The 26494-nt window shown below is 72.5% G+C and carries 27 protein-coding genes; 10 read left to right on the top strand and 17 right to left on the bottom strand.

Annotation, left to right across the window (positions count from 1 at the left end; genetic code table 11):
* Positions 1-17 precede the first annotated feature (17 nt).
* The 5 genes from IE290_RS02865 to IE290_RS02845 form a co-directional block, all read right to left on the bottom strand.
* Positions 18-1028: an ABC transporter permease gene (locus IE290_RS02865; protein ID WP_191242911.1), complete on the bottom strand. Its 1011-nt coding sequence runs from the start codon at positions 1026-1028 to the stop codon at positions 18-20.
* A gap of 4 nt (positions 1029-1032) precedes the next feature.
* A complete protein-coding gene (locus IE290_RS02860) occupies positions 1033-2589 on the bottom strand; it encodes a sugar ABC transporter ATP-binding protein (RefSeq protein ID WP_191242910.1) in 1557 nt (518 codons plus the stop codon).
* A gap of 1 nt (position 2590) precedes the next feature.
* Positions 2591-3547, bottom strand: coding sequence for a substrate-binding domain-containing protein (locus tag IE290_RS02855; RefSeq protein WP_191242909.1), 957 nt, complete (start codon positions 3545-3547; stop codon positions 2591-2593).
* A gap of 61 nt (positions 3548-3608) precedes the next feature.
* Positions 3609-4400 carry an SDR family NAD(P)-dependent oxidoreductase gene (locus IE290_RS02850; RefSeq protein ID WP_191242908.1) on the bottom strand — a complete coding sequence of 264 codons (792 nt, stop codon included), beginning with the start codon at positions 4398-4400 and terminating at the stop codon, positions 3609-3611.
* Positions 4401-4526: 126 nt separating this feature from the next.
* The gene (locus IE290_RS02845) at positions 4527-5318 is read right to left on the bottom strand and encodes an IclR family transcriptional regulator (protein WP_191242907.1); all 792 of its coding nucleotides are present in this window, start codon (positions 5316-5318) and stop codon (positions 4527-4529) included.
* Between the two features lie 93 nt (positions 5319-5411).
* Here IE290_RS02845 and IE290_RS02840 point away from each other — a divergent pair, with 93 nt between their 5' ends.
* Both IE290_RS02840 and IE290_RS02835 read left to right on the top strand, forming a co-directional pair.
* Positions 5412-6275: a transketolase gene (locus tag IE290_RS02840; protein WP_191242906.1), complete on the top strand. Its 864-nt coding sequence runs from the start codon at positions 5412-5414 to the stop codon at positions 6273-6275.
* Entirely contained in the window at positions 6272-7258 is a 987-nt protein-coding gene (locus IE290_RS02835; protein WP_191242905.1) for a transketolase family protein, read from the top strand. Before IE290_RS02840 ends, IE290_RS02835 begins: the two co-directional genes overlap by 4 nt.
* Before the next feature lie 67 nt (positions 7259-7325).
* Here IE290_RS02835 and IE290_RS02830 read toward each other — a convergent pair whose 3' ends face one another.
* From IE290_RS02830 to IE290_RS02805, 6 genes are read right to left on the bottom strand one after another with little or no spacing between them, the layout of a single operon-like run.
* Positions 7326-8267 (bottom strand): PDR/VanB family oxidoreductase, encoded by a 942-nt coding sequence (locus IE290_RS02830; protein WP_191242904.1) that lies wholly within the window; start codon positions 8265-8267, stop codon positions 7326-7328.
* 16 nt (positions 8268-8283) lie between these two features.
* Positions 8284-9009, bottom strand: coding sequence for an SDR family NAD(P)-dependent oxidoreductase (locus tag IE290_RS02825; protein ID WP_191242903.1), 726 nt, complete (start codon positions 9007-9009; stop codon positions 8284-8286).
* Positions 9006-9506, bottom strand: a complete 501-nt coding sequence (locus tag IE290_RS02820) for an aromatic-ring-hydroxylating dioxygenase subunit beta (RefSeq protein WP_191242902.1) — start codon at positions 9504-9506, stop codon at positions 9006-9008. The genes IE290_RS02825 and IE290_RS02820 overlap by 4 nt, the downstream gene beginning before the upstream one ends.
* Positions 9499-10776 (bottom strand): aromatic ring-hydroxylating oxygenase subunit alpha, encoded by a 1278-nt coding sequence (locus IE290_RS02815; protein WP_191242901.1) that lies wholly within the window; start codon positions 10774-10776, stop codon positions 9499-9501. Before IE290_RS02815 ends, IE290_RS02820 begins: the two co-directional genes overlap by 8 nt.
* Positions 10777-10788: 12 nt before the next feature.
* Entirely contained in the window at positions 10789-11169 is a 381-nt protein-coding gene (locus IE290_RS02810; RefSeq protein WP_191242900.1) for a hypothetical protein, read from the bottom strand.
* 29 nt (positions 11170-11198) lie between these two features.
* On the bottom strand, positions 11199-12332 hold the full coding sequence (locus IE290_RS02805; protein WP_191242899.1) for an acyl-CoA dehydrogenase family protein: 1134 nt from the start codon (positions 12330-12332) through the stop codon (positions 11199-11201).
* A gap of 135 nt (positions 12333-12467) precedes the next feature.
* On the opposite strand from IE290_RS02805, the gene IE290_RS02800 reads away from it, so the two are divergent.
* The 4 genes from IE290_RS02800 to IE290_RS02785 all read left to right on the top strand — a co-directional run bounded on the left by IE290_RS02800 (position 12468) and on the right by IE290_RS02785 (position 16035).
* Positions 12468-13955 carry an ATP-binding protein gene (locus tag IE290_RS02800; protein WP_191242898.1) on the top strand — a complete coding sequence of 496 codons (1488 nt, stop codon included), beginning with the start codon at positions 12468-12470 and terminating at the stop codon, positions 13953-13955.
* A gap of 94 nt (positions 13956-14049) precedes the next feature.
* Complete coding sequence (locus tag IE290_RS02795) at positions 14050-14556, top strand: flavin reductase (RefSeq protein WP_191242897.1); 507 nt, start codon at positions 14050-14052, stop codon at positions 14554-14556.
* Between the two features lie 10 nt (positions 14557-14566).
* Positions 14567-14824, top strand: coding sequence for a hypothetical protein (locus tag IE290_RS02790; RefSeq protein WP_191242896.1), 258 nt, complete (start codon positions 14567-14569; stop codon positions 14822-14824).
* Positions 14821-16035 (top strand): amidase family protein, encoded by a 1215-nt coding sequence (locus tag IE290_RS02785; RefSeq protein WP_229874076.1) that lies wholly within the window; start codon positions 14821-14823, stop codon positions 16033-16035. Before IE290_RS02790 ends, IE290_RS02785 begins: the two co-directional genes overlap by 4 nt.
* Positions 16036-16582: 547 nt before the next feature.
* On the opposite strand, the gene IE290_RS02780 is transcribed toward IE290_RS02785, so the two are convergent.
* Positions 16583-17197 (bottom strand): response regulator transcription factor, encoded by a 615-nt coding sequence (locus tag IE290_RS02780; protein WP_191242895.1) that lies wholly within the window; start codon positions 17195-17197, stop codon positions 16583-16585.
* Positions 17194-17748: a nuclear transport factor 2 family protein gene (locus IE290_RS02775; protein WP_191242894.1), complete on the bottom strand. Its 555-nt coding sequence runs from the start codon at positions 17746-17748 to the stop codon at positions 17194-17196. Before IE290_RS02775 ends, IE290_RS02780 begins: the two co-directional genes overlap by 4 nt.
* A 176-nt stretch (positions 17749-17924) precedes the next feature.
* Here IE290_RS02775 and IE290_RS02770 point away from each other — a divergent pair, with 176 nt between their 5' ends.
* Positions 17925-19262 carry an MFS transporter gene (locus tag IE290_RS02770; RefSeq protein ID WP_191242893.1) on the top strand — a complete coding sequence of 446 codons (1338 nt, stop codon included), beginning with the start codon at positions 17925-17927 and terminating at the stop codon, positions 19260-19262.
* 3 nt (positions 19263-19265) lie between these two features.
* Here the strand turns inward: IE290_RS02770 and IE290_RS02765 are convergent, their stop codons facing one another.
* Positions 19266-19844 (bottom strand): TetR/AcrR family transcriptional regulator, encoded by a 579-nt coding sequence (locus IE290_RS02765; protein ID WP_229874073.1) that lies wholly within the window; start codon positions 19842-19844, stop codon positions 19266-19268.
* 160 nt (positions 19845-20004) lie between these two features.
* Here IE290_RS02765 and IE290_RS02760 point away from each other — a divergent pair, with 160 nt between their 5' ends.
* From IE290_RS02760 to IE290_RS02750, 3 genes are read left to right on the top strand one after another with little or no spacing between them, the layout of a single operon-like run.
* Positions 20005-21297 (top strand): flavin monoamine oxidase family protein, encoded by a 1293-nt coding sequence (locus IE290_RS02760; protein WP_191242891.1) that lies wholly within the window; start codon positions 20005-20007, stop codon positions 21295-21297.
* A gap of 28 nt (positions 21298-21325) precedes the next feature.
* Positions 21326-21631 (top strand): hypothetical protein, encoded by a 306-nt coding sequence (locus tag IE290_RS02755; protein ID WP_191242890.1) that lies wholly within the window; start codon positions 21326-21328, stop codon positions 21629-21631.
* Between the two features lie 18 nt (positions 21632-21649).
* A complete protein-coding gene (locus IE290_RS02750; protein ID WP_191242889.1) occupies positions 21650-23080 on the top strand; it encodes an APC family permease in 1431 nt (476 codons plus the stop codon).
* Here the strand turns inward: IE290_RS02750 and IE290_RS02745 are convergent.
* Genes IE290_RS02745 through IE290_RS02735 form a run of 3 tightly spaced genes read right to left on the bottom strand, consistent with a single transcriptional unit; the run spans position 22985 to position 26469 of the window.
* On the bottom strand, positions 22985-24004 hold the full coding sequence (locus IE290_RS02745) for a 3-hydroxyacyl-CoA dehydrogenase NAD-binding domain-containing protein (protein ID WP_191242888.1): 1020 nt from the start codon (positions 24002-24004) through the stop codon (positions 22985-22987). The two genes, IE290_RS02750 and IE290_RS02745, sit on opposite strands and share 96 nt — an antisense overlap.
* The gene (locus IE290_RS02740; RefSeq protein ID WP_191242887.1) at positions 24001-25089 is read right to left on the bottom strand and encodes an NAD/NADP-dependent octopine/nopaline dehydrogenase family protein; all 1089 of its coding nucleotides are present in this window, start codon (positions 25087-25089) and stop codon (positions 24001-24003) included. The genes IE290_RS02745 and IE290_RS02740 overlap by 4 nt, the downstream gene beginning before the upstream one ends.
* Positions 25090-26469 carry a spinster family MFS transporter gene (locus IE290_RS02735; protein ID WP_191242886.1) on the bottom strand — a complete coding sequence of 460 codons (1380 nt, stop codon included), beginning with the start codon at positions 26467-26469 and terminating at the stop codon, positions 25090-25092.
* Positions 26470-26494 lie beyond the last annotated feature (25 nt).

Genomic DNA, 26494 nt, shown 5'->3' with positions numbered 1-26494 from the left:
GGTTGTGTGGATCGGGCTCATGCCGGGCCTGCTCCGGTCCGGCGGGACCGCAGGCGGTCCAGTGCGACGGCGACGACGATGACGGCCCCCTGGATGATCTGCTGGTAGAACGACGACACGTCGAGCAGGGTCATGCCGTTGACCAGCACACCCATGATCGCGGCGCCGAGGAAGGTCCCGGTCAGCGAGCCGCGCCCGCCCATCAGCGAGGTGCCGCCGAGCACCACGGCCGCGATGGCGGACAGCTCGTAGCCGCTGCCCAGATCGGGCACCGAGCTCTGCAGGCGGGCCGAGGCGATCACGCCACCGATCGCCGCGCACAGTCCGGACAGGACGTACACCCACACGAGCACGCGCCGGACCGGGATCCCGGCCAGCCGCGCCGCCTCCGGGTTGCCGCCGACGGCGAACACCCACCGGCCGAACACCGTGCGGTTGAGCAGGTAGCCGCCGATCGCGAACACCGCGACCATGACCAGCACCGGCGTCGGGACGCCCAGCACCACCCCGCTGCCGAGCGTCGCGTAGCTCAGCTCGGTGGAGAACAGCGTGGTCCCGTCGGTGCCCACGTAGGTCACGCCCCGCAGGTAGGTGAGCGCGGCCAGGGTCACGATGAACGGGGCCAGCCCGAGACCGGCCACGAGCGCCCCGTTGACCAGGCCGACGGCCACGCCGGCCGCCAGCGCCACCGGGAGCGCGACCAGTGCCGGAAAACCCTGCAGCGACAGGGAAACCGCCACGAACGCGGTGACGCCGACGGCCGAGCCGACCGACAGGTCGATGCCCGCGGTGATGATGACGAAGGTCAGGCCCGCGCCGAGGATCGCGGTGACCGCGATCTGCCGGGCGATGTCCAGCAGGTTGGGCACGGTGAAGAAGAACGGGGCCGCGATCGCGAACACGACGACCAGCACCAGCAACGCGGACAGCACGCCGAGCCAGTCGGTCACGCTGCCGCGTCCGCGCGGCCCGCGCCGCCTCTCCGGCCGGTCCAGCCGGACGGCTTCGGTCAGTGACGTGGTTTCCATCGGATCACCTCTGTGTGAGTTCGGCGGGTGCGTTCGCCGAGCCGGTCGCGTGCCGGATGACCTCTTCCTCCGTCATCGCCGCGCCGGACAGCTCGGCGACGATCGACCGGCCGCTCATCACCAGGACGCGGTCGGCCAGGCCGAGGACCTCGGGCAGTTCGGAGGAGATGAGCACGACGGCGACGCCGCGGGCGGCGACCTCGTTGACCAGGGCGTAGATGTCGGCCTTCGCGCCGATGTCGACGCCGCGCGTGGGCTCGTCGAGGATGAGCACCGCGGGGCGGCGGGCCAGGCACCGGGCGAGCAGGACCTTCTGCTGGTTGCCGCCGGACAGTTCGGCGACGCGCTGGTCCAGGCCGGCCGCCTTGATCCGCATCCGGTCGGCGTAGGAGCGCGCGGCGGACCTGCGGGCACCCGCCGAGGTCCGTCCCAGCGGGCGACGGCCCAGCCGGGTGCCGGTGCACACGTTGTCCGCCACCGACATCGCCGGGAACAGGCCCTGGCTCTTGCGGCTTTCCGGCAGCATCACGATGCCCGCCGACGCGGCGGACGCGGGCCGCGCGGTGTCGACCGGCCGGCCGTCCACCGTGACGACGCCTCCGTCGCTCCGGTCGAACCCGGCGATCAGGCGGCACAGCTCGCTGCGGCCGGCGCCGACGATGCCGGCGAACCCGACCACTTCACCGGCCCGCACCTCGAACGAGCACTCGCGCACGTCCCGCGATCTGATCCGCTCCACCCGCAGGCGCACCTGCGCCGAGGGGCGCCGCTCACCGTGCTGGTAGAGGTTGGCGACGGGCCGCCCGACCATGGAGGTGACGATCCGGTCCTCGCTCATCCCGGTGCGGGACATGGTGTCGGCCACCCGGCCGTCACGCAGGACCGTGACGCGGTCGGCGATCCGGTCGATCTCGGCCATCCGGTGGCTGATGTAGAGCAGGCCGAGACCGGCGTCGCGCAGTTCCTCGACGATGCCCAGCAGCGCCTTGGCCTCCTCGTCGGACAGCGCGGCGGTGGGCTCGTCGAGTACCAGCACCCGCGGACGGTCGGCCAGCGCCCGGGCGATCTCGACCAGCTGCTGCTGCCCGGTGCCCAGCTCGGCCACGCGGGCGTCCGGGTCGAGCGACGCACCGACCCGGGCCAGCGCGTCGGCGGCCCGTGCCCGGGCCTGCCCGCGGTCGAACCGTCCGCCGCGCCGCCGCGGCTCCCGGCCGAGCACGATGTTCTCGGCGACGGTCAGCTCCGGCACGAGGCTCAGTTCCTGGTGCACGACGGTGAGTCCGCGCTGCCGGGCGTCACCGGGACCGGCGAACGTCACCGGCGCGCCGTCGACCAGGACGCGCCCGCTGTCCGGGGCGTGGATGCCGGTCAGCACCTTGATCAGCGTCGACTTGCCCGCCCCGTTCTCCCCGGCCAGCACGTGCACCTCGCCGGGCGTCAGGCCGAGCGAGACACCGCGCAGCACCGGGTTGCCCGCGAAGGACTTGGTGACCTCGTCCAGCCGCACCACGGCGTCATCGGCTGTGTCGGCTGTGTCGGCTGTGTCGTGGTTGACTGCCATGTCAGCCCCAGCTCGGGTAGGCGCCGAGCGTCTGCGGCGTGACCAGCACGGTGGGGATCAGCACCGGCGCGGAGGGCACCTGCTCCTTGCGCGCCAGGCGGGTGGCCAGGTCGAGGCCGGTGCGCCCGAGCTTCGCCGGGTCCTGCCCCGAGGTGCCGATGATCAGGCCCTCGCCGAACAGGTCGGTCAGCTGCCGGGCGCCGTCCACGCCCACGACCTTCACGCGGGCGCCCTTCTGCTGAGCGGCGAGCGCGATCCCGATCGCGGTCGGGTCGTTGACGCCGAAGAACCCGGCGACATCGGGGTGGGCCGTGAGGATGTTGCTCGCCACGGTCATGCTCTTGTCGCGGGTCAGGTCGGCGCGCTGGGTGGCGACGACCTCGATCCCGGGCGCCTGCGCGAGCGCCTGACGGCAGCCGGTCATGCGATCGGCGATGGCCGACACCGCCGACCCGTCCACGATCGCGATCTTCGCCCGGCCGCCGAGCTGCTCGGCCAGGTAGGCGCAGGCGTCGCGGCCCGCCTGCACGTTGTCGCTGGCGACGGTGGCGTCGGCGCCCGCGGCGGTGACGTCGATGGCGACCACCGGGATGCCGGCCTGCTCGGCGCGCAGCACCGCGGGCCCGATCCCGTCCGAGTCGACCGCGTCGACGACGATGGAGCCCACGCGCTGGCGGATGAACGCGTCGATCTGGTTGCTCTGGGTCGCCACATCGGCGTTGGCGTACTGGACGGTGACGCGCACCCCGGGGCCGGCCGCCTCCTCGATCGCCTTGCCCTCGGCGAGGAAGAACGGGTTGGACGCGGCGTTGAGCGTCACGCCGACGGTGAGACCGCCCGCGCCGGAACCGGCGCCGGAGGCACAGCCGGCGAGTGCGGCGAGGACCGTGAGCCCGGCCGCGGCCAGCGCGCCGAAGCGGCGCAGCGGCCGGCCCGAGGGCAGCATGCGATGGATCATCGTCGATTCCTTGTCTGTTCGCGGAAAAGGGCAGGCACCCCTGCCCGGATCGGCTGGAGCGTCAGACGACCGGGGTCACGCCGCCGTCGACGCAGAAGTTCGCGCCGGTCACGAAACCCGCGCGGTCGGAGGCCAGGAACGCCACCATCTCGGCGACCTCGCCGACGGTGCCGAGCCGGCCGAGCGGAATGCCGTTGAGCTCGACGTAGCGCCGCAGCGCGGTCTCGCGGTCCACACCGAACTCGTCGGCGAGACTGTCGGCGAGACCACCGGGACGGTCGTAGATGGGTGACCGGACGAACGCCGGGGAGACCACATTGGACCGGATGCCGAACGGCGCGAACTCGGCGGCGAGCACCTTGGACAGCATCAGCACGGCGGCCTTGGAGACGCTGTAGTCCGGCAGCCGGGGGTTGGGCATGCGCGCCGCTTCGGAGGCGATGTGGACGAGCGCGCCCGAGCCGGCGTCACGCATCGCCGCCACCGCGGCGCGGGCCGCCCGGACGTAGCCCATGAGGTTCAGCTCGAGTGTCGCGGCCCAGTCGGCGTCGGTGATGCCGAGGAAACCGTCCCGCACCGGGGCGACTCCGGCGTTGTTCACCAGCACGTCGACGCGTCCGAACCCGTCCAGCGCGGCCGCGATGATCTCCTCCGCCGCGCCGGGTGCGCGCAGGTCGGCGCGCACGGCCCGCACCCGGTCCGGGCCGGCGAGCTCTTCGAGCTGCGTGGTCTGCAGGTCGGCCCCCACGACCACGGCGCCCGCGTCCAGCACGCGCCGGGCGCAGGCGAGCCCGATGCCGCCGCCCGCGCCGGTGATGACCACGACCCGACCGGACAGGTCACCGTCGACCATGACTGGCCTCCCTCAGCCGTCAGGCAGGGGCTGGAGCGCCCCGCACTGGGAGACACGTTCTCATACAAAGGACGACTCGTCTAGTGGGTGAGAATTCTGGCTCCGCCTGCGGCCGGGAAGACGGCGTCAGTCGAACCGCGCGATGTTCTTGCCCGCGAGTTCCGAGCCCAGCGCGCGGGACACTTCACGGCCCGCGTCGAGCAGCAGGTCGCGCCAGCGGGGGAAGTCCTCGCCGAGGATCGACTCGCGCACGCCGCTGATCGACACCGCGGCGCGGACCTCACCCCGGTAGTCCACGACCGGCACCCCGATCGCCGCCACGCCGACCGTGACGTCCTGGTCGCTCAGCGCGAACCCCTCCTCCCGGGCCTGCCGCAGCAGCTTGCGCAGCGTGCCGGGCTCGGACGGCGTGGACCCGGTGAACCGCGACAACGGCACGTTGCGCTCGAGGTAGGCCTCCCATTCGGTCTCCGGCGCGAACGCCAGGAGGGCACGGGAGGCCGCGCCGGCGTGCAGCGGCAGCGATCCGCCGAGCTGCAGCGCCAGCGACTGGACCCGCTTGCCGGCGAGCCGTTCGATGCACACCGCGGTGTCCCCCCGGCGGACGCAGAGGAAGACCGTTTCCCCGGTCAGGTCGTGCAGCCGTTCCAGGACCGGTTGCGCGAACTCGCGCTCGTCGAACCTGGCGACCACCGCGGTACCCAGGGTGAGCAGCTTGAACCCCAGCCGGAACTGCCCGCGCCGGGATCCGTGCTCCACCAGGCCCTCGGCCTGCAGGCTGGACAGCAGCCGGTAGACCGAGCTGCGCGGCTCCCCCAGCGCCTCGGCCAGTTCCGCCGCCGTCGCTTCTCCCTGCGCGAGGTGGTCGAGCACCTGCGCCACCTTGCGCACCAGCATCACGCTTCCGTCATTCGCCACCACGGAATCTTACCGCTCTGCGGACACGACGACCATCAGAAAGGATTCTCGTTCTATGGACAGCGTGCCCGACAGACGGTACTTTGCCGTCTCATGACAGTCGTCAACCACGATCCGCGGCCCGGGCTCGCGGACCTCATCGACACGATCAGCGAGCGCGCGCTGCACGCCCGCCTGGAAACCGTCCGGCTGATCTCCATCGCCAAGACCGGTCACTACGCCTCCGGCTTCTCCTGCGCGGAAATCCTCGCCACGCTCTACTACGGCGTCATGCGGCTGCGGCGCGGCGAGCCGGACTGGCCCGAGCGCGACCGCTTCCTGTTCGGCAAGGGCCACGCCGCGGCGACGCTGTACCCGCTGCTGGCCGACTGGGGGTTCTTCGACCCGCGCGAGCTGGACGACTACACCCGGCTGGGCAACGCCTTCGGCGATCACCCGGACATGACCCGGATCCCCGGCATCGACTTCAGCAGCGGATCACTGGGCCACGCGCTGTCCACCGGCACCGGGATCGCACTGGGCACCCGGATGCGGGGCTACGACTCGAACGTCTTCGTCCTGCTCGGCGACGGCGAGCTGCACGAGGGGCAGATCTGGGAGGCGGCGCTCGGGGCGGCCCACCACCGGGTGTCCAACCTGATCGCGATCGTCGACCGCAACGACCACTCCCTCGACGGCCGGATCGACACCGTCACCGGGATCGAGCCGCTCGAAGACAAGTGGCGCGCCTTCGGCTGGCAGGCCCACCGGGTCGACGGGCACGACGTGGCCGCGCTGCTCGGCTTGCTGCGCGAGGTCGTCGCGGACACCACCCGCACCACTCCCGTCGTGATCATCGCCGACACCGTGAAGGGCAAGGGCATCTCCTACATGGAAGCCGAGTTCGGCTGGCACCTGGGCTGGCTCGCCGAGCAGGACGAGCGCAACGCGATCGAGGAACTGCGGAGGGGCCGATGAGCGTCGCACCCGGGCTGCAGCCCGAATCCTGGCACCTGCTGACCCTGCTGGACCGCGCCCCGGGCCTGCACGCCCTGGCCGACACCCTCGGCGATCTGGTGGACGAGGGACATCCGATCGTCGCCGGCACCGCGGACCTGAAGTACTCCAACGGCCTGGTCCGCTTCCAGGACCGCCACCCGGACCGCTACGTCCAGTTCGGCATCTCCGAGCAGCACATGGTGTCCACCGCCGCGGGCCTGGCCACCACCGGCTGGCAGCCGCACGTGGCGACCTTCGCCTCGTTCCTGGCCCTGCTCGCGTGCGAGCAGATCCGCACGGACGTGGCCTACACCAAGCTCCCGGTCCGGCTGATCGGCCACCACGCCGGCATCACCCTGGGCTACTACGGCACCTCGCACCACGCCACCGAGGACCTCGCCATCACCCGCAGCATCGCGGGCCTGACCGTGATCGCCCCGGCCGACGCGGCGCAGCTGCGGTCCGCGCTGCGGGCGGCCACCACCTGGCCGGGCCCGATCTACTTCCGGATCGGGCGCGGACAGGATCCCGACGTCTACGACCGCGGCGACCGGGAGTTCACCATCGGGCGGGCGATCGAGCACTCGGCCGGCGGCGATCTGACGATCATCGCCACCGGATCGATGGTGCACCCCGCCCTGTCCGCGGCGGCGGCGCTGAGCGCCGAGGGGATTTCGGCCGGCGTGCTGGACATGCACACCGTCAAGCCGCTCGACGCCGACGCGGTGGCGAAGGCGGCCGCCCGGTCCGGCGTGATCCTGACCGTCGAGGAGCACAGCATCCTGGGCGGGCTCGGCGGCGCGGTCGCCGAGGTCGTCGCCGAACAGGGCCTCCCGGCGCGGGTGGTGCGGCACGGGCTCCGGGACGAGTACGCGCTCATCGGACCGCCGACCCACCTGTACCGGCACTACGGCCTCGACGCGGACGGGATCGCCCGCGCGGCCCGGGCCGCCCTGGGCTGATCTGCCGAGTGAACGCCAACCGGCGCGCCCCGCCGGTTGGCGTCCTCGCAGCTGCTCCGGCAGCGAATCAGTACAGCTCGATCTTCAACCGGGGGGTTTTCGCGCGGGAGACGCACAGCGCCATCTGGTCCCCGGCCGCCCGGTCGGCCGCCGACAGGCAATTGTCCCGGTGGTCCGGCTCGCCCTCCAGCACCCCGGACACGCACGAGCCGCAGATGCCCTCCTCGCACGAGGAGAACACCTCGATGCCGTTCTCGCCCAGCACGGTGAGGATCGACTTGTCCGCGGGCACCGCGAACACCTCGCCGGTGTCCAGCTCCACGGTGAACGGGCGGTCCCCGCTGGTGTCGATCTCCGCGGCCACGAAGTGCTCGACGTGCACCCGCTCCGCACCGACGACGGGCGCGAACACCGCGCCGACCTGCGCCATGAACCCCTCCGGCCCGCACGTGTAGACGCGTGCGTCCGGGGGCAGATCAGCCGCGACCTCCTTGAGCAGCGTCGGCTGCTCGGCGCGCGGCACGCCGAAATGCAGCCGGGCACCGAACTCGGCAGCGACCAGGTCGGCGAACGCGGCCTGCTCCCGGGCCCGCGCGAAGTAGTGCAGCTCGAACTCCGCACCCCGGCGGTCCAGCTCGTAGGCCAGGCTCAGCAGCGGGGTCACGCCGACGCCACCGGCCACCAGGACATGGCGGGCGGCGTCGGCGATCCGCAGCAGGTTGCGCGGCTCGCCGATCTCCAGCGTGTCCCCGGCCTGAACCGTGTGCAGCGCTGCGGAACCACCGCGTGAGGCGGCCTCCTTCTTCACCGCGATCAGCAGCGACGAAGGCTCGTGCGGCGGCGAGCACAGCGAGTACTGCCGCACCAGGCCGGTCGGGCCGACGACGTCGACGTGCGCGCCGGCCTCGTACGGTCCCAGCGGGGCGCCGTCGTCGCGGACCAGGCGCAGGGCGCGGATCCCGGCGGCCTCCTGCCTGACCTCCGCGACGCGGACCACGGTTCTCGTCATCGTCCCTCCCTCGGGGTCAGCGCAGGTAGAGGCCGCCGTTGGCGTCCCAGCAGGCGCCGGTGACCGAGGCGGCTTCGGGCGAAGCGAGCAGGGCGACCATCCGGGCGACGAACGCCGGGTCGCCGAGCCGGCCGACCGGGATGGTCCGCACGAACCCGTCCAGGTCGTCCACAATGGACCGCACCGCCGGGCTGTCCTGCGGGCCGGGCGACACCGCGTTGACGGTGACCCCGTGCGGCGCCAGTTCGCGGGCGAACACCTTGGTGGCGGACAGGATCGCGCCCTTGGACGACGCGTAGTGCCCGCCGGTCGCGGTGCCGCCGTTCTGCCCGGCCAGCGACGCCATGTTCACGATCCGGCCGTAGCCCCGCGCGGCGAAGTGCGCGCCGAAGATCTGGCAGGCGTGGAACGTGCCGCCGAGGTTGACCTTCAGGACCGCGTCCAGCTCCTCGGCGGTGATGTCCATCAGCTTCTTCGCCTGGGTGCGGGCGGCGTTGTTGACCAGCACGTGCACCGACCCGAAGTCGGCCAGCACGCCGGACAGCAGTCCCGTCAGGGCGGCCGGGTCGGCGACGTCGACCGCGTACCCCTTCGCCGCGCCGAGTTCCTTCGCCAGCGCCTCGGCGGCGGTCCCGTCGAGGTCGGCGATCGCGACGCGGAAGCCCTCGGCGTGCAGGCGTCGCACGATCGCCTCACCGAGCCCGTGGGCGCCGCCGGTGACCACCGCGGTCTGCGCGCTCACAGCAGGAACCCCGCGGCCGGCACGGCGTCCTCGCTGTCCACCAGCCGCACGACCTTCTCGGCGATGCGGTCGCCCTCGTCGGACAGCCGGATGCGGTGGCGCACGTCGGCGGCCCAGATGTCGTGCCGTCCGCGCTTGAACGCGATCAGCACCTGCGCCGAGCGCAGCACCACCTCCTCGTCCGAAACGGACTCCGGCACGAACCGGGACACCGTGCGGACCGTGCGGGCGGCGTCGACGGCGGCCAGGGCGTACCCCTCGGTCATCCGGGCCACGCGCGCCTGGCGCATGCGCGCGTCGTCGTAGATCATGTTGAGCGAGCCGGCGAAGTCCTCGGTGTCCGGATCGATCGGCACGACGTAGTACGCGTCGGGCGTGTAGAGCTCCTGCCACACCAGGTAGTCCTTGCGGTCGAGCAGTTCGGCTTCGCGCCAGATCAGCTCGATCGCGCGGGTGACGCGCGTGTCGGTCGCCGGGACGATCGTCGCCTCAGTCATCGCTCATCATCTGCTTCCACTGGGAGTACGCGGCGCGCATGCCGGCCTCGTCGGTCACGTGGGAGGTCGGCCAGCCGTGCTCGTCGTCCTTCTCCCGGCCAAGGCCGCGGTTGACCAGGATCGGCATCTCCGGCGCGGCCTGGGCGCCGCGCTGCACGCGGTCCCAGCCCTCGGCGTCGTCCGGGGTGCCGAACCCGAACGGGCCCTGGAAGTGCTCGTGGATGCGCATCCGCTCGCGGTTGACCACGTCCAGCTCGGGCGGGCCGTCCGGGCCGATCGCGATGTGCTCGATCAGGGTCTCGTCCACCGCGATCGGCCGCAGGACGCGGAAGAACGCCGCCGACATCGACACGTTCGGGAACAGGTTCAGGTTGAACCCGGTGCCGTGCATGGCGCGGACCAGCTTGCGCACCTGCCCGTCGTCCAGGGTCTTGGACAGCTCGGCCACGACGTGGTCGAAGCGGGCCTGCAGCGGTTCGGTGCCGTCGTCGGCGTCGAGGTCGGAGTGCTCCGGCACCATCTGCATGACGCTGTGACCGTTGCCCAGCGCGTGCGTGATCGCCGCCGGGTCGGTCATGAACGACATCATGTCAGCGGTCTCGGCGTCCACCGACGCCATCCACGAGCGGTGCACGATCGGGAAGTGGTAGCCGTCGGTGGTGTTCTCCAGCTGGATCTTCCAGTTGCCGCGGAACCGGAACTGGTGGCGGCCCAGCACCTTGACCGGATAGCCGCCGCCCTGCTTCATGAACCGGTCCAGCCACAGCTTGGCGTCGCCGAGGAAGTCCGCCAGCGGCTCGATGTCGCCGGCGAAGGTGGCGAACACCATGCCGCCGTAGGACTCCGTGCGCAGCTTGCGCAGCGACAGGTCCTTCTTGTCCACCACGCCCTCGTAGCCGTCCGGGTAGGGGATGCCGCGCAGCGTGCCGTCCAGGCCGTAGGACCAGGCGTGGTACGGGCAGGTGAAGCCGTTGGCCTGCCCGCGCGGCTTTTCGCAGAGGCTGGCGCCGCGGTGGCGGCAGCGGTTGAGGAGCGTGTGCAGGTTGCCCTTGCGGTCCCGCGAGACGATCACCGGCTGACGGCCCACGTAGGTGGACTTGAAGGTGCCGGGCTTGGGCAGCTCGCTCTCGTGCGCGACCCACACCCAGGTGCGCTCGAAGATCTTCGTCATCTCCTGCTCGAAGATCGCCGGGTCGGTGTAGAGGCGGCCGGCGACCCGGTCCGGCTGGACGAGGTCCGCGGGCGCCTCGGCGAAGATGTCGTCGGTCATGGTGTCCTCTCCTCAGCCGGGCAGCTCGACGTCGTCGCGCACCGTCAGCGCGCGGCCGATGCGGGCTTCGACCTTGGCGAAGCGCCACAGCTTCGCGTCGCCGTCGCCCACCGGGGTGGTGCGGAACAGGTTGCAGGCGGCCTTGACGGTGTCGACCGTGTCCACGTCGGCGAGCAGGTAGGCGGTCCACGGCCAGCCGTCGGAGGGGCCGACCATGTGCGCGTCGTCGTCGATGTCGCCGATGAAGTCCACACCCGGCAACGCCTTGATGCCGTCCATCATGGACACGAACGCCTGCCACACGTGGCCGGGCGTGATGCCGTCGGCGGGCAGGTCGAAGAAGTTCTGGTTGATGCCGATGCAGAACAGCACGCGCAGCGGGGGTGCGCTCATCTCGGTCCTCCTCGTCGGGGGTGGTCGGGTCAGCGGAAACCGGGACTGGTGGGTGACAGTCCCATCAGGACGGCGCCGGCCGAGTCGAAGATGGCCGGACCGAGGAAGGCGTGCTGCTTGGGCACCACGGCGTCGCCGGCGAGGTCCCGCAGCGGGTGCCCGGTGTAGATCGGGGCGGTGCCGGAGATCTCCACGAGCCGGTCCACCACCGCCGAGGACACCCGGGCCAGGTGCGCGGCGGCCAGGCGCAGCCGGGCGTTGTGCTCGTCGGTGGCGGGGTCGCCGCGCAGCACGTGCTGCCACACCTGGTCGCTGAGGTCGTAGAACCAGGCGCGGGCCGAGCACAGCTCGGCCTCGGCGCGGGCGACCTCGGTGCGGTAGTAGGCCCGGTCGGCGAGTTTCGGGGCGCCGGTGACGCCGGTGTAGCCGCCGCCGGCCTGCTTGGCGTGGTCCAGCGCCGCGCGCGCCACGCCCGCGCCGACCACGGCGAGGACCTGGGAGGCGTAGGCGATCGTCGGGTAGTGGTAGAGCGGCTCGTCCACGGTCGGCGCGCCGCCGCGGATGAACGTCCACTCGCGCGGCACCTCGACCCCGCGCACCACGATGTCGAACGACCCGGTGGCCCGCATGCCGACCACGTCCCAGTCCTGCACGATCTCGACCTGGTCCGGCCGCAGCACGGCGGTGCGCGGCTTGCCGCCGGAGTCCTCGTCGCCGGGCAGCCCGACCCCGATCACGTCGGCGCCCATGCAGCCGCTGGCGAACTTCCAGTGCCCGTCGACCAGGTAACCGCGTTCGGTGGCCGCGGCGCGCTGCATCGGGAACAACGCGCCCGCGAACGCCACGTCCGGGCCGTCGCGGTACAGCTCGGCCTGGGTTTCCAGCGGTAGTGCGGCCAGGTAGATCTGGGCGGAGCCGAAACTGGCGACCCAGCCGGTGGAGCCGTCGACCACCGAAATCCGTTCGACGGCGTCCAGGAATTCGGCCGGCGGCAGCGGCTGCCCGCCGAACTTGCTCGGCGTCGCCGCGCGGTAGATGCCGATCCGCTTGAGCCGGTCGACGAAGTCCTTCGGCACGTAGCGCTGCTCGCGGAACTCCTGCCGCCGCCGCGCGAGCTCGGCGAGGACGTCGCCGAACCCGACGCCCTCCGGGGTGTGCACCATCGCGCCTCCTCCTCGTCGCGGGTTGTCCTTGCGACGGTAGGCAGCCGGGCACACCGCGCGGAATTGGTGGTTCTGCGGCCCCGGGTAGGGGATTCCTTCAGCGCGGCGCCGGCACGCCCGGCCTACGCTGGCGGGATGCAGGTGGATCCCCGCGCGCCCGAACTGGTCACCGAGGACTTCGTGGCGATGCTCAACGCCAGCCGCATGTGCGTGCTGGTGCACGACGCCGCGACGAAGAACATCCTGTGGGCCAACCCCGCCGCGTGCGAGATGCTCGAGTGGAGCGTGGCCGAGCTGCGGCCGCTCAAGGCGCACCACATGAGCAGCACGGCCCGCCAGTACGACCGCGTGATCGGGCGGGCGTGGCTGCAGGAGGCGGTGGAGAAGGGCACCAACAGCATCGAGTGGCACTACCGCTCGCGCACCGGCCGGGTGATCCCGACCGAGGCGATCGCGATCCGCGTCGAACTCGCGCAGGGCACCGCGGTCATGGTGCAGTTCCGCGACATCGAACGCGAGCAGGAGGTCGAGCAGGAGCTGCGGCGGACCGCGTCCTACATGGACGCGCTGGCGCACCGCACCTCGACGATCGCGTTGATGCTGGACCGCGCCGGAACGCTCCGGTTCGCCACCGACACCGCGCTGGAGGTGATCGGCGCGGACAGCGGGCAGCCGCTCGGCCCGCTGGAGCGCTACGGCACGCTGCGGCTGGCCGGCCGTCCGGTGTCCTGGGCGGAGGTGCTGGAGCGCGCCGATCCGGTGACCACGGTGCAGCTCGCGGTCGCCGCGGCGGAGGAGCCGGTGTGGCTGGAGGGCAGCCTGGAACTGCTGCAGGAGACCGGTGGGGACGCGCTGCTGATGATCCTGCACGACGTGTCCGGGCGCGTGCGGGCCGACCTGCGCCGGGAACGCGAGCTGCAGCAGGAGAACTACCTGGCCCGGTACCACGCGATGGGCGACATGGCGATGGCGATCGCGCACGAGCTGGGCCAGCCGCTCGCGGCGGCGGGCAACTTCCTGGGCGGCGCCGCCCGCCACGCGGCCTCGCTGGCGGCCGCGGGCGAGGCCGCGGCGAAGCACGTGACCTTCGGCATCGACAGCGCGGTCCGGCAGATCGACCGGGCGAGCGCGATCGTCGCCGCCCTGCGTGCGTTCGTCGGGCACCTGGAACACGTGCGGCAGGTGGCCGATCTCGGCGACATCGTCACCGAGTGCCTGTACTTCGTGCGGCTGCGGGCGGACGCGGCGGGGGTCGAGGTGGTGGTGCGCGAGCATCCGGGTCCGGTGCCGGTGCGGTGCGAACGGGTGTTGACCGGGCAGGTGGTGCTCAACTTCTGCTTCAACGCGATCGACGAGGTGGCCGCCTGCGACCCGGAGCGCCGCGAGATCGTGCTGACCACACGCGCCGAGGGCGGCGAGGGCGTGCTGACCGTCGACGACCGGGGACGCGGGCTGCCGCGCGACCCGTTCGCCGAGTCGTTCACCTCCAAGGAGCACGGCAGCGGGATCGGGCTGGCGCTGTCGCACCGGATCATCACGCGCCAGCATGGCCGCATCTGGGCCGAGCCGCGCGAGGGCGGCGGGTCCCGGTTCGGGTTCGCGCTGCCGCTCGCCGAGACGTAAGGAAAACCCTTAGCGGCAGCGGAAGAAGTCGCAATTCCCGGCCGCCCCGGCGCGCGCGTACGGTCAACTCGTCCGGCGATCGTTTGGAGGAATCGTGCCCGAGCTGACCCGGCGGCAGACCGAGTTCCGCGCCGCGATGGCCACCCTGTCCGCGGCGGTCACCGTCATCACCACCGACGGCCCGCGGGGCCGCGCCGGCCTGACCGTGAGCGCGGCGTGTTCGGTGACCGACTCGCCGCCAACGGTGCTGGTCTGCGTCAACCGCACCGCCCGTTCGCACGACATCCTGGTCGGCAACGGCCGGCTGGCGGTGAACGTGCTCGGCGCCGGCCAGGAGGACCTGGCGCTGCACTTCGCCGGCGCCACCGGGGTGCCCACCGCCGAGCGGTTCACCGACGGGCGGTGGGACCTGGCGACCCACGGGGTCCCGGTGCTCACCGGGGCGTGCGCGTCGGTGGTCGGCACCATCGTGGGCGAGCAGGCGTCGGGGTCGCATTCGGTGCTGTTCGTCGAGGTGGACACCGTGCTCACCGGGGACGACCCGGCGGCGCTGGTGTACTTCCGGCGCCGGTTCCACAGCCTCGGCACCACGGCGGCCTAGGAGAGCGCGCATGGAACGGATGACGTTGACCTGCTACACCGACACGCACGGCTACGGCTGGCGGCACGTGGACCTGTTCGTGCACGACGCCGAGGGCCGCGAGCTGAACTGGGTGCACTGGCAGGTGCCCGAGGACGGCCCGGAGGCGGCCGACGCCGTCACCGCGCGGGTCGAGCCGACGCTGCGCCGGATCTCGGAGTGGCGGCACGGGGTGAGCGAGAGCGGCATGGACTACTGGGTCGCCGAGGCCGCCTGGGAGGACGCGTGAGGGCGCCGTGGTCGCTGCGGGAGCTGGTGACCGGTTCGACCGACGGGGCGCTGCGGCGGTCGCGGGAGCGCATCGCGGAAACCGAGCCGAGGCTGCGGGCGTGGGTGGAGTTCGCGGAGGCGCCGTCGTTGACCGTGTCCGGTCCGCTCGGAGGGGTGCCGCTCGGGGTGAAGGACATCATCGACGTCGCCGGCCTGCCCACGCGGTGCGGGTCCAGTCTGCGCGCCGGCGCCCCGCCCGCGCAGGCCGATGCCGCGATCGTCACCGCGTGGCGACGGACGGGGGCGGTGCCGGTGGGCAAGACCGTGACCACCGAGTTCGCGTTCTTCTCCCCCGGGCCGACGGACAACCCGAGCGCGCCGGGCCACTCGCCGGGCGGGTCGTCGAGCGGGTCGGCGGCCGCCGTCGCCGCGGGTCAGGTGCCGCTGGCGCTGGGTTCGCAGACCGCGGGTTCGGTGATCCGGCCGGCGGCGTTCTGCGGGGTCGCGGCGCTGGTGCTCAGCCACGGCCGGTTCCCGGTCGACGGGGTGACCGGGCTGAGCCCGAGCCTGGACAGCCACGGCTTCTACACGGCGGGGGTGGCGGATCTGGCGCTGGCGTTCGCGGCGCTGACGGGCGAGCCGGACGCGGGTGCCGCGCCGCTGGTTCCGCCGCGGCTGCTGCTGTGGACCGGGACGGCGGGCCCGGAGATGCGGGAGGCGCTGGCGGAGGCGCGCGAGCGGCTGGTCGCGGCCGGGGCGGTGGTGGAGGCGTTCCCGGACGAGCGGCTGATCGCGGAGGTGACGGCCGCGCACCCGGTGGTGATGGCCTACGAGGCGGCCCGGGAGCGGGCGGCCGAGCTGGCGCGGGCCGACGAGCTGAGCGCGCCACTGGCGACGCTGCTGCGCACCGGCGCGCGCACCCCGGAGGCGGATTACCGGCGGGCGCGGGAGGTGGTGCGCTCGGCGGGTGGGGTGGTGTCGGAGCTATTGCGGTCCTGCGACGCGATCCTGGGCCCCGCGGCGCCGGGCCCCGCACCGGCCGGCCTGACCGCGACGGGCGACCCGGTGCTGAGCCGCCCGTGGCAGGCACTGGGAGTCCCGCAGCTGGCGGTGCCCGGCCTGTCCACGAAGGACGGCCTGCCGCTGGGGCTGCAGCTGATCGGCCGGGCGCGACAGGAAACGGCCCTGCTGGCGACGGGCTGCTGGGTGGAGCGCGCCCTGGCCGGATGAGTTCCAGTCGAGGACGCGGTGCGTGAGCCGCCGGCCAGCGGGACGCGCCGTGGCCCCGTGAGTCCACCCGGAGACTCAGCGCGTGAGCCGCCACGGCAAGCGCTGATCGCGCCCGTCCACCCAGGACGCGCCGTCCCTAGGGCTCCCCCCGCCCGTGAGCCGGCCCTGGCAGGCGCCGGGCACCTGATCAGCCACGCGCGGCAGGAAACCGCGCGACCGGCCACGGGCTGCTGGGTGGAACGCGCCCTGGCTGGTGAGTTGTAGCCGATGACGCGGTGATCCGCCGCCCGAGCGCAGGCGCGGCTTGCCCTCGGGCGCCAGCTGATCCGCCGCCGGCCAGCGGAACGCGCCCTGGCCGGGTGAGTTCGACCCGGCGACCCGGCGCCTGAGCCGCCACGGCAAGCGACGATCGCCCCCGTCCACCCAGGACGCGCCGCGCTGGGCTGCTCCCCGCCACAGCAAGCGCTGACCGCCCCCGTCCACCCAGGAGGCGCCGCCCTCGGGTGGCCCCCGCGCGGGAGCCACCCGATCGCGCGCCAGCTAACTACTACACCGTCACCCGGTGGGTGAGGATGTCGTGCACCAGGGCGCCCAGGCTGTCCGCTCCGGTTTTCGCCTTGATGCGGGCCCGGTGCACGTCGATCGTCTTCACGCTGGTGCCCAGGCGGTTGGCCGCCATCTGGCTGGAAACCCCCTCCACCACCAGCCGCAGCACCTCGCGTTCCCGCTGGGTCAGCTGGCTCAACCGCTGCTGCACGGCCCGCCGCGCGGCGTCGCGCGCGAAGCGGCGGCACGCGTCCTGCTGCTGGCGCTGCACCACCTCCAGGATCCGCTGCGGTTCGTAGGGTTTCTCCAGGAAGTCCACCGCGCCGCGGGTGAGCGCGCGCACCGACATCGGGATGTCACCGTGCGCCGAGCAGAACACCACCGGCGCCGGGTAGCCGCGCGCGGTCAGCTCCTCCTGCAGCTGGAACCCGCTCATGCCCGGCATCCGCACATCGACGATCACCACCGCCGGCTCGTCCGGGTCGAACTCCGCCAGGAACGCCGGCGCGTCCGGGTAGGTCAGCGCCTGGATCCCCACGCTCTCCAGCAGGAACGCCAGCGACTGCCGCAGCCCCTCGTCGTCGTCGACGATGTGCACCACCGCTTCGCCCGTCATGGCTTCAGCAGCACCGACGCCGACGGGTGGGCGCTGGCGAAGTGGTCCGGCAGCGGCGCCACGAACACGTTCTCGGTGCGGGTCCGGGTGATCCGCCAGACCCCCTCGTCCCGGCGGAAGGTGTTGTTGAGGCGGCTGGACCGCAACAGGGCCGAGCCGTCGGAGAACAGCCACGGCTGCATGTGGATCCACTGCCCGTCGGCGGTGTCGCCGTGCACGTGGATCTGCTCCGAGGTCAGGTAGTGCGCGTTGAGCAGCAGCGCCGGATCCCGCTTCTCGCCCCAGAACCGCTCGAAGTGCGCGCGGATGGCCGCCTTGCCCTCGGCCCGGCCGAACTGGCCGTCGTAGTACTCGCCGACGCCCTCCCACACCGCGTCCTCGGTGTAGAGCTGGAGGATCAGCTCGATGCGTTCCGCGTCACCGGCGACCCCGTACTCGGGCAGCGGCGTGTCGCACAGGAACATGTAACGAGCTTGTAGCCGCCGGATGTCGGCCTCGGCCTCGAGGACCGCCACCCGCCGGGCGAGTGCTTCCAAAGCCGCGTCGGTCAACAGAGTTCTCCTTCTCCGCAGCAGAAGGCGCGATGCCCAACACCCTCAGTCACCGGCTCCGAGCTTGTCAAGCGTGCTGCAGGTTTTCCCTACGCGGCTGCGGGATTTGCGACTGGGAGGCACGGCCGACGTTTTCCTACCGTAGCGGGAACCACCACGGACGATGAGGACGGTCCATGACCACACCGGATCCCGCCCGGCCCAGCCTGCCACGCATCGGCGTGGCCGCCGCGGTCGGCACCTCGCTCGAGCTGTACGACTTCCAGATCTACGGAACCGCGGCCGCCCTGGTGTTCGGCCAGGTGTTCTTCGCCACCGGCGACGCGTGGTTCGGCACGTTCATGAGCCTGGCGACGTTCGCGATCGGCTTCGTGGCCGCCCCGCTCGGCGGCGCCGTCTTCGGCTGGCTCGGCGACCGGCGCGGCCGCAAGACCGCGCTGTTCGGCGCGTTCGTCCTGATGGGCCTGGCGACGCTGGGGATGGGCGTGCTGCCCACCTACGCGGCCGTCGGTGTCGCCGCGCCGGTCATGCTGGTGTTGCTGCGGTTGTGCCACGGCCTGGCGCGCGGCGGCGAGAACTCCAGCGCCGCCGTGCTGGCGATCGAACACGCGCCGCAGCGCCGCCGCGGCCTGTACGGGTCGTTCGTGGCGATCGGTTCGCCCGTCGGCACGATCCTGGCCAACCTCGCCTTCACCCTGGTGCTGCTGCTCCCCGACGGCGCGGTCCTGGGCTGGGGCTGGCGGATCCCCTTCCTCGCCGGCGGCCTGGTGCTCGTCGTCGGCCTGTGGATCCGCAAGGGCGTCGCCGAGAGCCCGGAGTTCCGGCGGATGGCCGAACAGGAGGGCGCGCGGGAGAAGGCCCCGCTGCTGGCGGTGGTGAAGACGAACTGGCGGCGGCTCGCCCTGGTCGCGGGCGTCAACATCGGGCTCACCGCCAGCACGTTCGCGCTGGCGACGTTCATGCTGTCCTACGCCACGGCCCGCGCCCCGGAGGGCCTCGGGCTGCCTCGGCAGCCGATCGTCAACGGCTCGATGATCGCCCTGGTCTGCCACGCGTTGTGCAACGTGGGCGCCGCGTGGCTGTCCGACCGGGTCGGCCGCAAGCCGGTGATGCTGGCCGGTGCCGTGCTGTCGCTGACCTCCGCGCTGGTGATGTTCCCGCTCAGCTCGGCGGGCACGGTCGCCGCCGTCAACACCGCGGTGATCCTCGGGTTCTGCGCCACCGGTGTCCTCTTCGGACCGATGTACACGTTCTTCAGCGAGCTGTTCCCGCGCGAGCAGCGCCAGTCCGGGGTGGGCGTGGGCTACCACGTCGGAGCGGTGCTGGGCGGCGGCATCTCGCCGATGATCGCGAACCGGATCATCGCCGGCACCGGGGACGCGCACAACGTGGGCTTCTACCTGGCCGCGCTGCTGGTGCTGTCGCTGGTGTGCCTGCTCTGCCTGCCCGAAACCGCGCCGGTGCGCGCTAGCCGGGCGAGCCGCCGCACCGCCGTCCCGGAGCCGAGCCGGTGAGGCTCAGCCGGCGTCCGGCCGCAGCCGCGTGAGCACCTGGCGCAGGGCATCGAGGACCCGCTCGGTCGGCACTGCGTTGACACCGCAGATCTGCTGGAACACCAGGCCGTCCAGGGCGGCGAACACCAGCGCGGCCAGGTCTTCGTCGTCCAGTCCGGCCGCGGCCAGCTCGGTGCGGATCGCCGCGCGGTAGCTGTCGTAGAGCGCGCGGACCTGCGGCGCCAGCTCGGCCCGGCGCCGAGACTCCAGCGCCAGCTCGTACTGGAACGCCTGGGTCTCCGGCTCTTCGGCCACGAAGTCGGCGAGGCCGTCGGCGAGCAGGTCGAGACGGCCGGAGCCGGGCTCGGGGGTCACCGACGGCACGCTGCTGTCCAGGGACCGGCGCAGGGCCTGGGCGGTCAGTTCGTCGATGCTGCCGAAGTAGTGGGTCACCAGCCCGTGGTTGACGCCGGCCTCCTTCGCGACGGACCGGTAGGTGAGCTGCCGGAGGCCCTGGCGGGCCACGACCCGCACGGCCGCCTCCAGCAGCGCCTCCCGGCCCGTGCCGTGCGGCCGCGTCCGCCCGCCCGTCTGTCTCGTCACCGTCGCGATGGTACCGGGCGCCCAAATTATCCACTTGACTAATTTGGCCGGCCGGGTCACAGTGGGCACACCGCCGCGGGCGACGGACACCCTCCGGCCGCGGCGCCCGTCCACCAGTTCTTCCGCATTCGATCTGCCCAGCACATCGAAGGGATTTCCCATGCCTGAACGCGCCGACGTCGTCGTGATCGGAGCCGGGTTCGCGGGCCTCACGGCCGCGCGCGAACTGACCCACCGCGGCACCGCGGTCACCGTCCTGGAGGCCCGCGACCGCATCGGCGGCCGCACCTGGACCACCGACCGCCTGGGCCGGAAGCTGGACCTCGGCGGCACCTGGGTGCACTGGACACAGCCGCACGTGTGGGCCGAGATCACCCGCTACTCACTCCGGCTGACCCGCAGCCCGGTTCCCGCCAGGGCCTACTGGCACGTGGGCGGGCAGGCTCGCGAAGGCACCGCCGAGGAGTTGTTCGCCCTGTTCGACCCCGGGATGCGGGCGTTCCTCGCCGACAGCCGCGAGGCGTTCGAGTGGCCGTGGGAGCCGTTCCGCCGCCCCGATCCGGACGCGCTGCACGCGCTCGACCGGCTGTCGGTCACCGACCGGATCGAGGCCCTCGGGCTGCCGGCGACCGACCGCGAACTCCTGGCGGGCATGTGGGCGCTGAACTTCAACAGCCCGCCGGAGGACGGCGCGCTCACCCAGGCCCTCCGGTGGTGCGCGGCGGCCTCGGGCAGCTGGCCGCTGATGTTCGAGACCTGCGCGAGCGTCAAGTTCGCCGACGGCACCGCGGCACTGGCCGAGGCCATCGCGGCCGACGCGGACGCCGACATCCGTTTCGGCACGGTCGTCACGAAGGTCCGCCGCACGGCCACCGGGATGGCGGTGGAGACCGCGTCGGGCGAGACCTTCGAAGCCGGCGACGTCGTGGTGACCCTGCCCCAGAACATCCTCTCCTCGATCGAGTTCGAGCCCGGCCTGCCCGCGGTCCTGCGGGACGCCGCCCGGGCCGGACAGGCTTCGAAGGGGATGAAGACGTGGATCCGCCTGCGCGGTGAGGTAGACCCGTTCGTCGTGTTTGCCGGCCCGGACTCGCCGCTGACGTTCGGCCAGACCGAGTACGCCGTGGACGGTGACACCCTGCTGGTCGCGTTCGGCCCGCGCGCCGCCGCGCTGCGGCCGGACGACACCGAGGCGGTGGCCAAGGCGCTCGCGCTGTGGCGGCCCGATCTCGAGGTCGTCGCGGCCGACGGGCACGACTGGGTCGCCGACGAGTACGCCGGGGAGACCTGGCCGATGCTCGCCCCCGGCCAGCTCCGCGCGCTCGACCAATTCCGCCGGCCGCACGACGGTCTCCACTTCGCCGGCAGCGGCTACGCGACCGGCTGGGCCGGATTCATCGACGGCGCCATCGAAACCGGCCTGACCGTCGCCCGGCGGCTGCTCACCCGCTGAACCGTCCACACCGGAAGGAAGAACAACCATGTCCTACTTCGTCGAGTTCGTCCGCTACCGCACGGCCCTGCCCGAGGACCGTCTCGTGGCGCTGCGGTCGGCCGCGATCCTGGCCGTCCGCACAGCCCATCCGGACCTGCTGTCCGTGCCCGCGCTGAGCCGCGGCGAGGACGGCTCGTGGACCGACGTCTGGATCTACCGTACGCAGGAGGCGGCCGAGCGGGCCAACGCCGGCGCCGGCGACATCCCGGAGTTCACCGCGTTCGCGGGCGCCCTTTCCGGTGTCGAGATCACCGCCGGGCACATGCCCGAGGCCGCCGCCTCCCCGCTGTAACCCACCGGAAGGACAACGATGTCTCTCCCCTCCACCGCGCTGCGCCGGGGCTCGCTCGGCGTCGCCGCGATCGTCTTCTTCGTCCTGTCGGCCCAGTCCCCGCTCACCGGGATCGCGGGCGCGCTGCCGATCGCCATCGCCCTCGGCAACGGGCCCGCCGCCCCGGCCACGTTCCTGCTCGTCGGAATCGTGATGGCGGTGTTCGCCGCCGGCTACATCACGATGAGCAGGCACGTGACCGACGGCGGCGCCTTCTACACCTACATCGGCCGCGGCCTCGGCGCGGCGACCGGCACGGCGTCGGCCTTCGTCGCCCTGCTCGCCTACTGCACCGTGCAGGCCGCCATGTACGGCCTCTACGGCGCGACCGTGTCGGGCCTGCTGGCGGCCTACGCCGGGATCTCGGTCCCGTGGTGGGCGTGCGCCCTGGTGACCATGGTGCTCGTCATGGCCTGGGCGTGGCTGAACATCGAGATCGGCGCCCGCGCCCTGGCCTGCCTGGTCGCGCTGGAGATGGGCATCCTGCTGGTGTTCGCGGTGATCACGCTCGTCCGCGGCGGCGGGCCGCAGGGCCTCGGGTTCTCCGCGACCTTCGGCCCGTCGGCGATCGCCTCCGGCGCGCCCGGCGTCGCCTTCACCTTCGCCGTCGCGTCGATGTTCGGCTTCGAGTCGACGGCCCTGTACGCGCCGGAGGCCCGCGATCCGCGGCGCACCATCCCCCGCGCCACCTACCTCGCGGTGGCGGTCGTGGCGGGGTTCTTCGCCTTCGTGTCCTGGATGGTCGTCAGCTTCTACGGCGCCGGGTCCGTTGTGGACGCCGCCGGGCAGGCGGTCGGCGCGGGTGAGGCGAGCACGCTGGTGGCGGGCGCGATCCAGGCGACGCTGGGTGGCTGGGCGGCGCACGCGGTCGGCATCATCCTCGCGACCTCGTTGCTGGCCGGGATCCTCGCCTTCCACAACGCCATCAACCGGTACCTGCACTCGCTGGCGGAGAACGCGATCCTGCCGCGGCGGCTGGCCTGGACCAACCGGCACGGTTCCCCGTACGTCGCGGGCCTGGCGTCGACGGGAATCGCGGCCGCGCTGGTGGTCCCGTTCGCCGTGGGCGGCCTGGATCCGGTGCTGACGCTGTTCTCGTGGTTCGGCGGGGTGTCGGTGGTCGGGCTGCTGGTGCTCTACGTGCTGACCAGCGTCTCGGTGCTGGTCTGGTTCCGGCGGGACCGGCGCGGGGAACCGGTCTGGCACACCACGGTCTCCCCGGCACTGGCGGCGATCCTGATCCTGGCCGGGATCGTCCTGCTGGTCGACAACTTCCGGACGCTCACCGGCGGTTCGGCCGCGACCGCGGCCGGGTTACTGGCGTCCGTCGTGGCCGTGTTCGTCCTCGGGCTCGCAGTCGCGGTGGTGCACCGCCGACGGTCCGGCGCCGCCGTGGCCCTGGCGTCCTGACGGCCTGCGGGCCGGCACCGGGGTGCCGGCCCGCAGTTCCGGTTCGCGCAGGCGGAACAGTTCGGCGAACTCACGCATCCGCGCCGCCCGGTACCCGGCGACCCGGTCGGGGTCGTAGGTGTAGAACCCGGCGCCGTCGCGCTGGCCGCGGCGGCCGGCCGTCATGTTTTCCTCGATCACGTCCGGGTGCCGGAACCGGTCGCCGAGCTGGGCGGCCAGGTAGCGGGAGGCGTAGTAGAGGATGTCACCGCCGCCCCAGTCGATGAACTCCAGCGGCCCGAGCACCGTGAACCGTGGGCCGAGCCCGGCCCGCACGGCCAGGTCGATGTCGCTCGCGCTCGCCACGCCTTCCTCGACCATGCGGGCCGCTTCGTTCATCACCAGCGCCTGCAGGCGCGGCACGATGTAGCCCGCCGCGGGCCCGCACACCACCGGCATCTTGCCGAGGCGCTCCAGCAGCCCGGTCAGCCGGGTGACCGCCGCCGGGTCGGTGCCGTCGCTCCGGCTGACCTCGACCAGCGGCATCACGTCGGCGGGGTTGAGCCAGTGCGCGTTGACCGCCCGCTCCGGCCGGTCGACCAGCTCGGCGATCTCGGTGACCAGGAACGTCGACGTGGTCGAGGCGATCACCGCGTCCCCGGCGACCTCGGCGCAGACCCAGGCCAGGACGTCGCGCTTGATCTCCAGGACCTCCGGCACGGCTTCGAACACCACCGAGGCACCGGCCAGCGCGCCCGGCTCCCGCCCGCACACGGTCACCCCGGCCCCGAGCCGGGCGCGGAGCCGGTCGGCGTAGGCACGCCGGTCCTCCTCGGTGCGGTCCTTCACATCGGCCAGCACGACGGGAAAACCGGCCGCGAGGCAGGTGAGCGCGATGCCCTCCCCCATGCGGCCGGCTCCCACCACGGCGATCGGCTCGCTCACGAGGTGTACCCCTCCCGCAGCAGGCGGCCCAGCTCCGGCCGGGACAGCCCGGCCAGCCCGAGGCTCTCCAGGGTGCGGCCCTCGGCGTAGAGATCGCGCCCGGTGACCGCGGAAGCGAGGCTCAGCAGTCCGGCCGCGACCGGTGTCGGCACCCCGGCCCAGCGGCCGGCCGACACCAGCAGCGACAGGCCCAGCCGGGTGTCCTCCAGCATGTAGCGGTGCGTGAGCAGGTCGATCTTCTCCCGCCAGTCGCCACTGTCGGTGAGCTTTTCGTGCGCCGCCCGGCCGTACATCCACTCGTCGCCGTCGGTGGCGTAGTGGTCGGCCAGCGGGAAGTGCGGCGCGCCGTAGCCCAGCGCCTCGCGCAGCGCGATCCGTTCGGCGTCCAGCGCGTCGGTGACCCGCCGGATCGCGGGCTGGGTGCCCTCGTTGTGGATGTCCCAGGCGTCGAAGTGCTCCAGCGGCCCGGCGTTCATCAGGATCAGCGGCGGGTGGATCACCGGTCCGGCGTTCATCAGCGCCCCGCTGAGGCCGTCCTCGCTCTCCTCGACGCTGGGGTAGGCCGCGCGCAGCACGTCGAACGCCTTGCCGGCCAGGCGCGCCGGGAACACGCCGGTGGGCAGCCGGGTCGCGTAACCGCTGATCACGACCTCGGTGTCCCCGTGCCGGCGGGCGAGGTACGGCAGCGTGCCGGTCTCGGCGAACGCCACGTCGGCTGGGTTGCCCGCGTCGGCCAGCGCCTTGCCGAACAGCACCGAGCCGAGCGTGCCCGGCGGCAGGAACACCACGTGACCGTCGGTGAGCAGCGGGGCGAGCCGGGCGGCCAGGTCGGGGTGGGTGGTGGCGGGCAGCGGGATGACGATCAGCTCGGCGTCGCGCACGGCTGCGGCGAGGTCGGTGACCAGCTCGCCCACCCGCACCTGCCGGGTGCCGCGGTGATCGCGGACGGTGATCGCCCCGGCCGCGCGGAGGGCCTGGTGGGCGGCGGCATCACGGCGCCACCACCGCACGTCGTGCCCGGTCTCGGCCAGTTCGGCCGCCGCGGCCCAGCAGCCGTGTCCACCGCCCAGCACTGCGATCCTCATCTAGCTGACTCCTTCCGGTTGTGCGGCGCGTTCCCCGGTCTCCCGCTCGGCCGCGAGGCTGTGCCGGAAGTGCCGGCACCCGCGCCACAGCAGCAGCACGGTCGCCACGGAGGCGAGGCCGTAGACAATGGACAGTGACGAGCCGACCATCTTCGGGTCGCCGAAGACCCGGTCGGTGACCAGCGCGACGAGGGTGGTGCCCAGCGCGAGCGCGATCAGGTTCGAGATCAGCAGGAAGATCGCCGACACCTGGGCCCGCATCTGGTTGGGGCTGAGCACCTGCATCGCGGCGGTGGAGGCCGGCATCGGGAAGGAGGCGAAGAACATCGCCACGGCCAGCAGCACCAGCGACAGCCACAGCTGACCGGCCTGGGTGAACACGACCACCGGGACGATCATGCCCAGCGCGCCGATCACCCCGGCCCGCATCGCGGCGTCGGGGTGTCCGCGCCGGGCGAGCAGGTCGACCAGCCAGCCGCCGAAGAGCACGCCGCTGCCGTTGGCGACCAGCACCACCACGCCGAGCAGGTAGCCGGCCTGGGTGGAGGTCAGGCCGAAGGCGCGGATGTAGAACGCCGGGGTCCAGGCCATCATCCCGAGCAGCACCAGCGCGTAGAGCGAGAACCCCAGGTAGTGCGCGGTGAACGTGCGCCGGTGCCGCCACAGGAACGCGAACACGTGACGCAGCGCGACCTTGCGCACGCCGCCGTCGGCGTCGCGCTGCAGGCCGCGGCGCCGCGGGTCGCGCACGGTGAGGAAGACCAGCACGGCCAGGACGATCCCGGGCAGCCCGACGATCAGGAACGTCAGCTGCCACGCCCGCACCTCGCCGATCAGCGGCAGCGTGACGGTGTCGACCGACTTGAGCAGGTTGATGACGTAGCCGCCGATGACGAACGCGGCGGCGCCGCCGATGAACGAGCCCAGCGAATAGATTCCGTAGGCGCGCCCGAGTTTGCTTTTCGGGAACATGTCGCTGAACATGGAATACGCGGCCGGGGAAAGCGCGGCTTCGCCGACCCCGACGCCGATCCGCGCGCAGAACAGGTGCACGAATCCCTTCGCCAGCCCGGAGGCGGCGGTGGCCAGGCTCCAGAACGCGACCCCGATCGAGATGATCAGCGGGCGGGAGCGCTTGTCCGCCAGTATCGCGATGGGCAGGCCCATCACCGAGTACAGCAGGGAGAAGGCCAGCCCGTTGAGCAGGCTGAACTGGGTGTCGGACAGGTGCAGGTCACGCTTGATCGGCTCGATCATCAGCGACAGGATCTGCCGGTCGACGAAGGAGAACACGTAGGCGACCATGCACACCGCCACCACGTACCACTGGTAGGCGTAGGATTTCCGTTCTCCGGGCAACAAGTCTTCGCTCGACGGCACGAACGCCTCCCGTGATTTCCTCGTC

The sequence above is a fragment of the Amycolatopsis deserti genome, from assembly GCF_014653945.1.
GTDB lineage: Bacteria > Actinomycetota > Actinomycetes > Mycobacteriales > Pseudonocardiaceae > Amycolatopsis_E > Amycolatopsis_E deserti.
The sequence above is the reverse complement of the archived record's forward strand: the minus strand, read 5'-3'. Positions and strand labels throughout refer to the sequence as shown.

Coding starts and splice junctions, on each gene's coding strand:
- IE290_RS02780 (WP_191242895.1), bottom strand. CDS start 17,197: ATGACGGGCGAAGCGGTGGTGCACATCGTCGACGACGACGAGGGGCTG.
- IE290_RS02770 (WP_191242893.1), top strand. CDS start 17,925: ATGACCACACCGGATCCCGCCCGGCCCAGCCTGCCACGCATCGGCGTG.
- IE290_RS02760 (WP_191242891.1), top strand. CDS start 20,005: ATGCCTGAACGCGCCGACGTCGTCGTGATCGGAGCCGGGTTCGCGGGC.
- IE290_RS02740 (WP_191242887.1), bottom strand. CDS start 25,089: ATGAGGATCGCAGTGCTGGGCGGTGGACACGGCTGCTGGGCCGCGGCG.
- IE290_RS02815 (WP_191242901.1), bottom strand. CDS start 10,776: ATGACCGACGACATCTTCGCCGAGGCGCCCGCGGACCTCGTCCAGCCG.
- IE290_RS02860 (WP_191242910.1), bottom strand. CDS start 2,589: ATGGCAGTCAACCACGACACAGCCGACACAGCCGACACAGCCGATGAC.
- IE290_RS02855 (WP_191242909.1), bottom strand. CDS start 3,547: ATGATCCATCGCATGCTGCCCTCGGGCCGGCCGCTGCGCCGCTTCGGC.
- IE290_RS02850 (WP_191242908.1), bottom strand. CDS start 4,400: ATGGTCGACGGTGACCTGTCCGGTCGGGTCGTGGTCATCACCGGCGCG.
- IE290_RS02800 (WP_191242898.1), top strand. CDS start 12,468: ATGCAGGTGGATCCCCGCGCGCCCGAACTGGTCACCGAGGACTTCGTG.
- IE290_RS02835 (WP_191242905.1), top strand. CDS start 6,272: ATGAGCGTCGCACCCGGGCTGCAGCCCGAATCCTGGCACCTGCTGACC.
- IE290_RS02755 (WP_191242890.1), top strand. CDS start 21,326: ATGTCCTACTTCGTCGAGTTCGTCCGCTACCGCACGGCCCTGCCCGAG.
- IE290_RS02790 (WP_191242896.1), top strand. CDS start 14,567: ATGGAACGGATGACGTTGACCTGCTACACCGACACGCACGGCTACGGC.
- IE290_RS02805 (WP_191242899.1), bottom strand. CDS start 12,332: ATGGTGCACACCCCGGAGGGCGTCGGGTTCGGCGACGTCCTCGCCGAG.
- IE290_RS02865 (WP_191242911.1), bottom strand. CDS start 1,028: ATGGAAACCACGTCACTGACCGAAGCCGTCCGGCTGGACCGGCCGGAG.
- IE290_RS02820 (WP_191242902.1), bottom strand. CDS start 9,506: ATGACTGAGGCGACGATCGTCCCGGCGACCGACACGCGCGTCACCCGC.
- IE290_RS02810 (WP_191242900.1), bottom strand. CDS start 11,169: ATGAGCGCACCCCCGCTGCGCGTGCTGTTCTGCATCGGCATCAACCAG.
- IE290_RS02840 (WP_191242906.1), top strand. CDS start 5,412: ATGACAGTCGTCAACCACGATCCGCGGCCCGGGCTCGCGGACCTCATC.
- IE290_RS02750 (WP_191242889.1), top strand. CDS start 21,650: ATGTCTCTCCCCTCCACCGCGCTGCGCCGGGGCTCGCTCGGCGTCGCC.
- IE290_RS02830 (WP_191242904.1), bottom strand. CDS start 8,267: ATGACGAGAACCGTGGTCCGCGTCGCGGAGGTCAGGCAGGAGGCCGCC.